The sequence below is a fragment of the Pedobacter steynii genome (genome assembly GCF_900103665.1).
Classification (GTDB): domain Bacteria; phylum Bacteroidota; class Bacteroidia; order Sphingobacteriales; family Sphingobacteriaceae; genus Pedobacter; species Pedobacter steynii.
The window spans coordinates 875,462-887,731 of sequence record NZ_FNGY01000003.1 but is presented as its reverse complement, the minus strand read 5'-3'; the positions used below and the strand labels follow the sequence as shown (position 1 = coordinate 887,731).

The 12,270-nt window shown below is 42.7% G+C and carries 7 protein-coding genes; all 7 read right to left on the bottom strand.

Annotated features, from left to right (window positions below; translation table 11 throughout):
* Positions 1-25: 25 nt before the first annotated feature.
* The 7 genes from BLQ87_RS11895 to BLQ87_RS11865 are packed head-to-tail and all read right to left on the bottom strand — an operon-like array spanning position 26 to position 11,936.
* Positions 26-715: a fasciclin domain-containing protein gene (locus tag BLQ87_RS11895; RefSeq protein WP_074606737.1), complete on the bottom strand. Its 690-nt coding sequence runs from the start codon at positions 713-715 to the stop codon at positions 26-28.
* Between the two features lie 17 nt (positions 716-732).
* On the bottom strand, positions 733-2,202 hold the full coding sequence (locus tag BLQ87_RS11890) for a RagB/SusD family nutrient uptake outer membrane protein (RefSeq protein WP_074606735.1): 1,470 nt from the start codon (positions 2,200-2,202) through the stop codon (positions 733-735).
* A gap of 11 nt (positions 2,203-2,213) precedes the next feature.
* The gene (locus BLQ87_RS11885) at positions 2,214-5,366 is read right to left on the bottom strand and encodes a SusC/RagA family TonB-linked outer membrane protein (RefSeq protein WP_083361814.1); all 3,153 of its coding nucleotides are present in this window, start codon (positions 5,364-5,366) and stop codon (positions 2,214-2,216) included.
* Positions 5,367-5,407: 41 nt separating this feature from the next.
* Complete coding sequence (locus BLQ87_RS11880) at positions 5,408-6,454, bottom strand: DUF5007 domain-containing protein (RefSeq protein WP_172664744.1); 1,047 nt, start codon at positions 6,452-6,454, stop codon at positions 5,408-5,410.
* A 12-nt stretch (positions 6,455-6,466) separates the two neighbouring features.
* Positions 6,467-7,474 (bottom strand): fasciclin domain-containing protein, encoded by a 1,008-nt coding sequence (locus BLQ87_RS11875; protein ID WP_074606731.1) that lies wholly within the window; start codon positions 7,472-7,474, stop codon positions 6,467-6,469.
* Positions 7,475-7,487: 13 nt separating this feature from the next.
* Positions 7,488-8,993: a RagB/SusD family nutrient uptake outer membrane protein gene (locus tag BLQ87_RS11870; RefSeq protein ID WP_074606729.1), complete on the bottom strand. Its 1,506-nt coding sequence runs from the start codon at positions 8,991-8,993 to the stop codon at positions 7,488-7,490.
* Between the two features lie 9 nt (positions 8,994-9,002).
* Positions 9,003-11,936: a SusC/RagA family TonB-linked outer membrane protein gene (locus tag BLQ87_RS11865; protein WP_083361813.1), complete on the bottom strand. Its 2,934-nt coding sequence runs from the start codon at positions 11,934-11,936 to the stop codon at positions 9,003-9,005.
* Between the last annotated feature and the right edge of the window lie 334 nt (positions 11,937-12,270).

The window sequence follows — 12,270 nt, the reverse complement described above, 5'->3', positions numbered from 1 at the left end:
TGAAATGCTGGTCTGAATTTGTTGCCTATTTGAAATATTCATTTACGTCAGTAATAAATAAGAAGGAGTTAAAACCAAAATTATGCGTATCATTAATGACATGGATGACACCATTGTTGGTTTGCAGGTCTGATGTTGCAACCGTAGCCCCGAAATTTAAAGGGTTGCCGATATCACCAATGTTTCTGAACACGACCGTGCGTGGACCGACATCCCTGGTGCCTTTATAGTCGCTAAACTGTACACCAAGATTCATGATGTAACCGTCATAAGAGGTCATGTATTGTCCCGGATAAACGTTGGGCTGCCCCGAATCATATCTAGCGATGTCCTTTAACAGGTATTTATCTTTGATCAGGTATTGTGATAAGTACTTTCTCCATATAGACTGTGGAATGTCTTTAATAAATATGGAGTCTTTTGATGCAAAATAGCGCGTCGTATTTAAGAGGTCCATGCTGAGTTTTATCGCACGGTCTGAAGGAGCAAAAAAGGTGATGTCTTCTTTCTCAAATGCGTCCCTTAGCCCGGATTTATCGATCACCGTAACCAAGGTGTCAAAATAGAGGGGTTTCGTTTTCAGGAACTCATAAGCGCTCATTTTGAAGACACCGTTTTGTAAGCTTCCACCATTAAAATATTCTTTTTTACAGGAGATCACTGCAACAGAGAGGAGGACTCCAAGGAGTAACAGCCATTGATTTTTTCTTTTCATAACATTTAGTTTTAGCACTACTTTACCCAATATTGGTTCAGGACAATGTTAGGGTTGTTTACCCTGGCTTTTGGGTTTATTGGCCAGGTCCAGGCGCCTTGATTGAATTGTTCAGGAGTTAAAAAGTCTACACATTGGCTGATATCCATTACCCGCCCTGTTCGGACCAGGTCATACCACCTGACCCCTTCACCGATCAGTTCTTTCTGTTCTTCCATAAAGACAGCATCCACAAGATTGCCTTCTGATGGGCTATATTCTGTTGCCCCTGCGCGGTTTCTAACCATATTTAGTAAAGGAACTGCTTCTCCGTTTCTACCCAGATTGGCCAATGCTTCAGCACCTAACAGCAAAACCCCGGAATAACGGAAAATAATCATGTTGTCATCAAAGAGATAGTTGTTTACATCGGTGACATTAGAATATTTCAGGAACATCTGAGTGGTATTGTTGATGTAAGGCAGGTAGAACCAAACGTCCCTTCTTTTATCGGGGGCAGTAGGCGGATATAATTTCTGTACATAGGAAGCCAGGTAATAACCATCACTGTTGGCACCGTAATTAACGATTGGCGAATGGGTGGTCCATTGACCTAATGATACATATTTTGTTTCTGAGCCATAGTTCTTGTTTACGGAGAACTCGAAAATGCTTTCCCGGGTTTTGCCTTTAAAGATCTTTTTGAAATCTTCAATGGGTAACAATTGAAAGAAACCTGAATTTTTTACATTTAAGGCAGCATCAGCAGCTTTTTGCCAATACACTTGCTGATTTGCTTTATCGAAACCTGCAATCCACATATAGCAGTTTGCGATCAGTGTTTCTGAGGAGGCCCGGGAAGCTCTTACTCCCCAGTTTGTCGGGTCTGTATATTGCCATGGCAAGGCCTCTTTTGTTTCTTCCAGCTCCTGGATGCAAAATCTAAGTACGTCGATGAAATTGGTTCGGCTCTTTGCACTGCCATCATAAGCCTTGGTATAAAGAGGTACATCTCCATAAATACGCGAAATATAGAAATAGGTAAAGGCCCGGATAAATTTCACTTCAGCCTTGTATCTTGCCTTTTCAGTATCGTCTAAAAAGGTCAGGTCATCTAAGCGGTCCAGGGCAATGTTACAGGCCGCAATGGCCTGGTAGAAGGGATACCAGTCTGCGAGTAAATCACCTTTATACCTCGCGGGAAGTGCAACCTGACTGGAGTTGGACAAGTCGTTTTTGGCTACAGTGGGGAATACAGGGAAGCCGGGGCAAATAAATTCTCCTGCCCTGATGTCGCCATTCAGGTTGTGATAAGGACCGACGGTAAGGCGGTCATAGATCAGTCCGTAACAATCTGCAACAGCAGATTCTACATCTTGTTTTGTTTTCCAGAAGGAATTGGAGCCGAGTCTGTCTACCGGCTCAACATCAAGAAATTTTTTGCAGGAACTAACCAGTAGTAAACTGCATGTTCCAAATAATAGTATGGTATATTTTAATAATTTCATCAGGTGCTGATTTAGAATTCAAGGTTAAGACCGAGTACATAAGAAGGAGAATTGGGATAAGAGTCTATCCGGTCGCGCCCCAGCTCTGTTACGTTTTCAGGATTTGGTCCCGAGTATTTCGAAAGAATAAACAGGTTATTACCAGTAGCATAAAACCGAAGATTGTTGATTCCGTACCGGCTTAGGAATTCCTTTTTAAGGGCATAACTAAACGTGGCGGAATTGAGCTTAAAATAGGTTCCGTCTTCCTGAAACAAGGTTTGAGAAGAATTGTATGGGTCTGTATTGCTCAGGTATCTCAGAGGGTTGGGGTACCTGGCCTGGTCGCCGGGCTGTTTCCAGTAGTTGTATTGTGAAATGTCTACCATGGCAGATTTGTCCAGCGAAAACGGATTGTAATTGTTGTTCAGGCTGGAGGATAAAGCATTGTTTAACAAATCACGTTTAACGGTGAAACTACCGCTGAGCGTTAATCCGAATTTGCCATAAGTTAAAACAGAATAAAAACCGCCTGTTAGTCTTGCGACAGGATTTCCGGCGATTTGTAAATCGTTTTTATCGGTGATGAAATTGCCATCTACGTCCTTGTACATCAAATCTCCACCTTTATAGTCGCCACCTTTGGCATTTCTGTAAGCTCTTCCGGTGACCGGATCAACGGGTACATCCTGGTCTCTGCTGTAAACTCCTTGTGAGATGTAAAGGAAGTTGTTCTGGGTGTTTCTGCCTACTTTCGAAATGATAGCCCCTCCATCTGAAAGAAGTTGGGTGGCTCCTCCCGGAAGTGACAACAGAACATCGCGGTTGATTGCGCCATTCACGCTCATATTCCAATAAAGTTTGGAACTGCTCGGCAAAGGACGGAAATTTAAAGTCAGCTCAATCCCTTTGTTCATCATGGAGGCACTATTGGTAATTACCGTGCTGAAACCTGTAGAGGTAGGGAGATCCTGAGTAAACAACATGTCTGTGATTACCTTTTGGTAAACATCAACCGTAAACCCGAACCTGTTTTTAAGTACACTGATGTCAAAACCAGCATTGTATTGTTCCACACGTTCCGGTTTTAAGAAGGGATTTGGCATTACTCCGAGTTTGGGACTAATCCGGGATACATTATTGTAATTCCCTGCTACACCATAAGATCCCAGGGAAGCGTAAACATTGGTGGATGGTCTCAGGTTAATTCCATAAGAGAACCTTGCAGAAGCATAGTCCAGCCATTTCATCTGTTTCGCGAAACCTTCTTTTTCAATGTTCCATCTGGCACCTAAAGAAGGGCTTTTTGCCCATCTGGACTTTACACCTGCATAGGAATTGCCATCTGCACGGTAGTTGAAATTGATGATGTATTTTTTCTGGTAATCATAAGAAAAATTGGCACCGGCACCAACAGAATGGACCTTGCTGAAATCGTTGGCATCATTTGGGTCTTCAAGGTTTGGGGTAATTCCAATGAAGCCATTGTATATGGCAGAGTAACCAAGGGGACCGAAGTAATGGTCGTTTGGACCATTTACCAGGTTTGCTTCCCTGGCAATGTTTTCAGTAGAGGTGATTTCAGAAAAAACACCTGCATAAATAGTATGGTCATCTCCAAAAGACGCAGAGTAGTTCAAAGCGGTTCTGTTGTACAGATTTGTGGTCCTGCCAACATATCCATAGACTTTTGACCGGTCGTTATTGGCCAGTGAAGGGATAAAAGAATCTTCGTTGTTCTGAAGATAAGAGACGCTCAATGTAGTTCCTAATCTTAAAGCAGGAAGAAGTTCATAAGAGCCATCCAGATAAGAAGATACACTATAGGTTTTGGAATCATTTTTACTGTTCAATGCGCTGGTAAACCTGGGGTCGTTCAGGAAATACGAAGGGCCTGGCAATAAAGACGAGCTCAGACTGCCTCCGGCACCTACATCGGTAAGTCCGTTTCCGCTGCCTTTCAGTTTGTTACCTAAGGATAAGGTGACAGAGCCTGTTAAATTCAGTTTAGGATTGGGTTTGTAATTGACCTGGGAAGACAAGGAATAGCGGTCAAAACCAGTATTTTTAATCACACCGCGTTCATTGTAATAGTTGAGGTTACTCTTGTAGTTCAATCCCTGGTTTCCGCCACTTACAGAAAGGTTATGGGTCTGATTAAAGGTGGGCTGATAGTACAATCCCTGCCAGTCGGTCGCATTGTTGTAAAATGCATTTAAACTGTCTGAAAGGAATGGCGTTAAAGAAATTCTATAAAGTTCTCTGTAATCATTGGTGTTGATGATCCGGTTCATCAGGCTTTCCCTTTCTTCCTTACCTCCAATGGTCTGTCGCAACTGGGGGACGGTGTTCATAAAGAAACTACTGGTCAGACGAATGATGGGAACAGGAGAATTTCCTCTTTTTGTCGTGATGACAATTACACCGTTTGCACCTCTGGAACCATATAATGAGGCGGCATCAGCATCTTTCATTACATCTATAGATTCTACATCTTCCGGTGGAATCAAAGCCAGCGGACTTGTTCCCGGACCTTTTGATTCGAAACCATATTCAAATCCGGAGTTGGCATCAATAGGAATCCCGTCAACTACATATAAAGGAGAAGAAGGGGTTAGGTAAGCATTGTTCCCGGAGCCTTTTACACCGATCTGGGACAATCCCCGAATGGCGGTAGATCCTCTGAATCCCGGTGCACCAGTGTTGTTCTGGATGTTCAGCCCGGCAACTTTACCTTGTAGGAGCTGCTCAACACTGGATACCGGAATATCTTTAATCTGATCTGAAGTAATCCTGGTGACAGACCCCGTAACGGTTTCCTTGGTTTTTCGCTGATAACCAACAATAACAGTTCCTTCCAGGCTCTGGGTGCTGGAGGTCATCTTTACACTGAGGTAGCTCTGACCTTTTACTTCAACCGTTTTACTGGAATAGCCAATGTAATTGAATTCAAGTTTGGCGGTTTTACTTACTTTAATATTGAAATTTCCATCATTGTCTGTACTTGCAATGGCTTGTTTTTTACCATTGGCATTGACCATTGAGATGGATACCCCTGGCAGAGGTTCGTTCCCTTCTAACACCTTTCCTTTCACCGTAATTATTTCCTGGGCAGATAGCGCTCCCGAAAAGAGCAGCAGAAATACCCAGCTGAAAAGCAGAAATTTTGTAAATCCTGGCATCATAATATCTTTGTTTGGTTTTGATTAAATTGGTTGGTTTGGCATTACTCGCTCTGGAAGCGGGGCGTTCGTTTAAACTTGAAAATAATTACCCAGTCGCCCTTCTCATAGATGCTGAAGTTCAAAAGCAGGTTGGCATCAATTCTCGCGGAACTGAATCCCGTTCGGGTATAACCGATATTGATTGCGGCTTTATTTGATTTTGCGAACTTCGTGTCCAGATCGGTCAGCGGGATAGGGTAGGCCACATCGTAACTCACCTGGGTATTGGTTTTCGTTAGGTTAAACCCATGTACCAGCTCTTCCCATTTTGTAAGGTTAAACTTAGCCGGATCAATGACTACAGAATCCTTATCAAAAAATTTAATGGTTAATGAATTGCCGTTCCCGGTCTTTTTGAAATAAACCCTGCTTAGCGAATCGTTCATCAGGGTGTCTTTAGAAAGGTAAACGTTGGTCATCGTTGCATGATTAACGAATGCCGTGGTATAAGGGACGCCCTGGGCGGTTACCCTGGATTCTTTTTTGCGTAACCTGGTATAAGGGTCATATTCGAAAGGCTCATAAGGAATGTCCTGAATCGGGCGTAACCTGAAATTTTTAATGGTCCGCTCGTTTCCTTTATTACTGATCTTAATGTCAAAAAGGTAGCCGTCATTTGGAAAAGAACGGACAACTCCTGAACCTGATTTATAGAAGATCAGATCTCCTGAACCTGGCCTGACCTCAAAGAATGGTTTGTTCACCAGTTTCCGTTTATCTTCAATTTCCTTTAACGTTTTTTCAGTGCCGTCATATAGCCCCGTCCATTCTAAGGCCGGCGCGGATTGCTGCAGCTCAGGAGCGGGACTGCCATCAAAATGACGCATGTTTGCCAAGGAGAAATTTAATGGATAACTTGATCCATCGGCACTGAAATTGGTTTTGTATAAAAAGGTCCTGCCTAAGATGGGTTCGTAAACGGCCACATTTGAAAATGTAGCTTTATCACTCAGGTAGTCTTTTTCAGCAGGTGCTTTCTTGCAGGACACCAAAAAGACGGCCATCAAGCTTGCAGCATATAGTCTGTTTATATTTCTTTTGAACATCATTTTCATCCTCATTTAATAGTTTCTAAGTTTTATACGTTCTGATATGAAGCGGTCGGCAGTAGTGGTGTATTTATAGTTCAGTACAAACTCCTGGTTGATCGGGTCATAATGACAGTCTCCGTTATTTTTTAAGGTTTGATTCACGGAGGAAGGAGCTGGGCTAACAGTTACCAGGTTATTTACAGGGTTAACCGTCAGACGGATAAAGTATCCATTGGCCTTTAAATCAGCCGCATCAGTTTGTACGGTTGTTTCATTGATCGCGATAAGTTCCTTGCCGAGTTCCAGCCAGTCGCGGGTGGCGGTGGGTAAAATAATCCTTCCGGAAGAGATGTAGTACCGGTCTGAATATAGATTTTGTAAGGTGCCTGCATATTGAACAAAAGCTCTGAATCCAAAAACATGACTGGGCTCCAGGGTATGAATGATTCCGTTTTTCGCCTGCAGGTTGCTGCTGGTTACATAAGAAAAGACCCAGTCTTTGGTAAAACGCGAACCGTTTAAGTCGCTATATTTTAGTAACAGACTTCCGGAGCCCATGCTGCCCTGTGTTGCGATAGCCTGCGCATTTACATGTAGCTTTCTTTTGTTCAGGGTAATGACATCCAGCCCATCTGCCAACGCAAAATTTTCGCTGGTAAACTCGCCGGGAATGATATACCGCATCAGCATGGCTCTCCATATAAAAGGAGGGACTTCAGCCATTTTTAAGGGAGGCAGGCCTGTTGTACTTCTGTTTACATTCAGGTTTTCTAATGCCGTTAAAATGCTCTGATTGGTGGGTGCGAAAAAGGTGATTTTTGTTTTTCTGAGCGTGTCGGCGAGCTGCGCCTGATCAACAATATAAACAAGTGTCTCAAAAGTCTCTTTTTTGCTAACGAGATAATCATATATATTGAGGTCCACTTTATTCGTGGGAACACTGTTTCTATAGGTGTCATCTGTTTTAGAACAACCTTGTGTCAGCACAACAGCGGTTATAAATACAGATAAAAGGAGTATGAATTGCTTACGTAACATGAGTCTAGGTTTATTAATGCCAGAAATTATTTTGAACTAATTTTGAGTTATTGCCCAGGACGACCTTGGAAACCGGCCATCTGGTAGCGCCATTGGCGATATCTGCATCGGTCAGCTTGCTGAACTCCTTAACTCTTTTGAACCTGATCAGATCGTACCATCTCCAGCCTTCCCCCAGTAATTCCCTTCTTCTTTCCTTAAAAATGGCTTCCAGAACTACTTTGTTGTCCGTAGAAGAAAACTCAGATAAGTTTCTTGCGGTCCTCACTTTGTTCAGATTGGCAAGTGCATCTGACCTGAAGTTTAGAAATATAGCCGCCTCAGCACGAAGCAGCAGGATTTCCTCAAAACGGAAAATAACAATGGCCGACTGATAGCTTTTGAATACCGGAATTTGAGAGACACTGAGGTTTCTGATTTTGGAGAACATGGGTGCTGCGTTGCTGAAATTAGTGAAATAGTCTCCTACAGTGGAACCATCTGCAGCCAGTGAGAACCTGGCATCATTCGGTTCATTGAATATCTTCGTAATGCTGTCTTTAGGAACATAGATGTCTGCTGTTTTTTTAGGAATAAAAGGCTCACTGAGCGTCCAGTCTTCCACATGGCCTTTGATCGAAGCTTCCTGGTTTTTTGCAGCGAAGTTGATAGAAAAGATTACGCTATAACCCTGTCCGGAAAATACACCATTTGGGGAAGTCAGATTTGAGGTCGCTGCGGTATTGTACCCGCCGTTCGAATTGTTATCAACGACCAGCCTGCAATTTTTTTCTGCAGTGGCATAATCACCTTGCCACGCAGCAACGTGTGCAGCAAGGGCGTAAGCCGCAGCTTTAGTCGCAATAATTGATTGCAATTGTATATCCGTCTGACCGTAATACATGCCCTGTTGTTCTGGCCATAGTCCATTGTAACGCCATGGCAAATCTATGGCAGCAGCAGTGGCTTCCGAGGCGGCAAATGCCAGAACGTCTGCTTCAGAAGCCTGTGGTTTTTCTGCGAAATCCCCTTCTGCGGCAGAATTGATCAAAGGCACTTTACCCCAGATCCTCGCCAGATAAAAATAGGAAAGCGCTCTTATAAACCGGACATTAGCCAGGTCCAGCTTTAAATCTTCCTGACGGTAGCGGAAATCATTCTGAGTTACCAGGGGAAGCTTTTCAATACATAAATTTGCCTGGGCAATGACGGCATAAAATCTTCTCCAGTCTTTCCATTCCGCCATCGAGCCGTAATCGGCATTGAGGTCCTGCTTGGTTACAGCACTGATGTCCTGTCTGCTGGAGACCTTAAAGTCACCTCCTCTTAATTCGCCATATGCAAAAAAGGCATTTTCATTGGATAAGGCAGCACGAAGCAATCCGTAGGTCGCAAAGACTGCGGATCTTGCATCATTTTTAACCTTCCACATCTGGTCATCGGTGACCAGGCTGGTCGTGTTAACATCGAGTGCTTTTTTACATCCAGCCCCGCATAAAAGCAAAAGACCGGTTATGATAAATAGTAGTTTTGTTTTCATTTGACTTCTTTAAAGGGTTAAGTTCAAACCGATGGTATAGGTTCTTGGGATAGGCATTCCATAGCCGGTATCGTAACCCATATAGTTGACCAGTTCCGGATCTGTTCCGCTGTAGTTGGTGATGGTAAATAGGTTATTTCCAGTTGCATAAACCCTGATTCCAGATATTTTGCGCTTTTTGAACCATGCGGCATTGCTGAGGTCGTAGCTTAATGTCGCTGACCTCAGTTTGGCATAAGATCCGTTTTCCAGAAATAGTGTTTGATCTGCCTGATATGGGTTCACAGAACTCCATGGATTGTAAAGCGGATATTTAGTGTAATCTCCTGTTTTACTCCAGAAAGTGATTTCTTTGATACCGCTTAGTTTATCTACGCCTTCTCTGTTGGCAAAGTCAAAACGGTTTGCCATCTCGCTGTTGATGATGTCGCGACCCAAAGCATAAGAAAACAGGACATTTAGAGAGAAGTTTTTATAGCTGAAGTTGTTGCTGAATCCTCCGGATAGAATCGGACTGATGTGGCCTTTAAGGATTTTATCCTGGTCGTCAATCACGAAATCTTGATTGGTATCTTTCCATTTTGGATCACCTGCGGTTAAAGGAATGCCATTATAACTGAGCTTTTTACCGGTACCGGGGTTCACCGGAACTTCTGCATCACTATTGTAAATCCCCTCATTCTGAAGCAACCAATAATTGTCAATCGGTTTGCCAATCGTTATTTTTCGGTTGTTGCTGATAATGCTGGTTGCATTGCCAGGTAGCGCAATCAGTTTGTTTCGGTTGGTTTGTATCGTAACACCCGGACTCCACTGGAAATCTTTGGTATGGACCAGCAGCGCAGTTAGACTTAGCTCAATTCCCTGGTTTCTTACATTCATGCCATTCAAAAGGCGGTTGTTAAAACCGTATTCTGAAGGAACAGGGATTTGTATGGCGAGGTTTTTATCAGCCTTGGAATAAAGCTCGATATTGGCATTAATCCTGTTATTGAGCATAGAGAGTTCGAAGCCCAGGTTTAGCTGTTCAGTATAGGGGGTAGTTACACCAAAGCCGGTGTATCCTTTGCTAAATGGTAAGCTTAATGTTGGAATCCCTGCATAAGATGGAATATTCTGACTGCCACTCCAACCAATATCTACCGTATATCCCGGGCCATATCCATTGTTGTTGTCTAGAAACGTACGGCCTATTCTGCCATAACCTGTGTATAATTTTAAGTTGTTAATCAGCTTTGACGACTGGAGGAAATCCTCTTTGGTTAAATTCCAGTAAGCATTTGCTGAGGGCGAAAAGAACCAGCTTGTACCATTTTGATACAAAGTAGAGCTGCCATCTGTGCGCAACATGACGTCAATGCCGTATTTTTCCTGATAGTTGTATCCAATACTTCCGTAAAAGGAAGTCATGTTTTGGTTGATATAGTCTTTGTAGGTAGAAACCATAGTCGGGTCAAACGTATTGTTTTGATAACCATTGGTTTTGATGACTTTTATGAAGTCTGAGGGCCCACGATACGCTTTTGTATAGTCGTATTTGTACTTATCATACCTCAGCGTCTGGCCAAGTGCAACAGAAATCCGGTGCGCTCCGGACAAAGTGTTGGCATAGGAAATGGAATTGTCCATATATACCCTTCTGTTGAAACCAGTGTAGTAAGAAATGAAACTATTGCCTTCATTGATGGAGGCAGGAACAAAATACTCCCGGGTATTGTCGCCAACCACCATAGCAGAAAGCGACCTGATCTGAATTTTATCAGATACATTATATTTGGCGATCAGCTGACCTTGTAAATAAGCGTTTTTATTGACGTCCGATAGCTTCTCGGAGTTGCCGTAAAACACGTTCAGTTGATCTTTATTTGGCGGAAGTGGGGTGGTTAAATCGGGTAAATACTCTTCTTCTGTAAATCTGCTTAATAAAGATTGATTGCGTTTTCTGTTTAATAAAGCGCCTGATAGATTGGTGTAGATTTCTAAATCTTTAATGGGTAAGATGTTGATCTTTAGGAATACATTGTAGCGGTCTAAACCTGTTTTATCTGCTGTTCCTGCTTCTTTTTGCTGCCCTACACCAAATGAAAAGTTAGCCCGTTGTTTCCCTCCCGAGATGGAAAAGGAGTTTCCGGTGATGTAGTTGTTGCTGTAGTAAAGCTCATCCCAGTTTGCCGCCCCAAAATAGGCCGGTTGTGAAGCGTCCGAGAGGTAAATGGGGTAATTCGCCTTTAAGGCAGGGGAGGCGTATTTGTTGTAAAACTGCATTCTGAAATCATTTTCAAATGCGCCGTTAACAGTGCTTGCCGACCCTTTCTGACTTAAACCGAAATAGGTGTTGAACAGTACTTTTCCCTGGTTGGCATAAGGACGTTTCGTAGTGATTTCGATCACACCATTGGCGGCTAGCGGGCCGTATTTTGCACTCTCTCCATAGTTTTTTAGTACCCTGATGGAGGCCACATCGTTCAGGTCTATAATGGAACTGATATCCGTGTTGGGGCCTATTCTCTCATAATCATAGGGCTTGATATCAAAGGCAAAGGGGTGTTCTACAATCATAGGAATGCCGTCAATTACATAGGTGGGTTGTGCGTAATAACTGCTTTTCCCGTTGATAAACCAGGTTGATGTACCCCTGATTAAGGTAGAGGAGGGAACCCCTGGTTCTCCTGTGCTTCTCCGGTAATCGAGTCCCGTAACATTGCCTTGAAGCAATTGTACGACGTTTGAAAAAGGAGTCTGAATGGCTTTCGAGATGTTGAGGTCCGAAATTTTTCTCTTGTCGGAGAACTTTGCTAAAGTATCAATTGCCGATCCGACAGTGTCTGTCCGACCGGCGACTTTAACATCTTGCGCGAAACCCTCAACAGCCAGCATTAAAAAGCTTAATGGTAATGCTATCGCTAATAGTTTCCGCGAAAATAGTGAGTAACAATTTTGCATAGAGTTTGGTTTATTAGTGTTTTACTATTATTTAAAAAGTGTTGTTGGTGTCTGAGCTTTAATCTGAAAAAAGGTTTTCGTGTCCCCTGTTTTTTCGAAAACCTTGAATAGCTATGGGTCGCTATTGCAATGCAATTGTAAAATAAAATTTGCAAATAATAAAATATTTTTTTTAATATTTGTAAACTTTGTTCAGTAGACGCTTTTAATGGATTGTTTTTGTAATTGTCTATTTTAGTGTTATTTACTGTCTTGTTGCTCTATTTGTTTGAATGTTAAATTAATATTACTGAAATAATAAGTTTACATATACTAAATTATTGACCTCGATGCT

Excerpts from the sequence above, each read along its gene's own strand:
- BLQ87_RS11895 (WP_074606737.1), bottom strand. The coding sequence starts at position 715 with ATGAAAAGAAAAAATCAATGGCTGTTACTCCTTGGAGTCCTCCTCTCT.
- BLQ87_RS11890 (WP_074606735.1), bottom strand. The coding sequence starts at position 2,202 with ATGAAATTATTAAAATATACCATACTATTATTTGGAACATGCAGTTTA.
- BLQ87_RS11885 (WP_083361814.1), bottom strand. The coding sequence starts at position 5,366 with ATGATGCCAGGATTTACAAAATTTCTGCTTTTCAGCTGGGTATTTCTG.
- BLQ87_RS11880 (WP_172664744.1), bottom strand. The coding sequence starts at position 6,454 with ATGATGTTCAAAAGAAATATAAACAGACTATATGCTGCAAGCTTGATG.
- BLQ87_RS11875 (WP_074606731.1), bottom strand. The coding sequence starts at position 7,474 with ATGTTACGTAAGCAATTCATACTCCTTTTATCTGTATTTATAACCGCT.
- BLQ87_RS11870 (WP_074606729.1), bottom strand. The coding sequence starts at position 8,993 with ATGAAAACAAAACTACTATTTATCATAACCGGTCTTTTGCTTTTATGC.
- BLQ87_RS11865 (WP_083361813.1), bottom strand. The coding sequence starts at position 11,936 with ATGCAAAATTGTTACTCACTATTTTCGCGGAAACTATTAGCGATAGCA.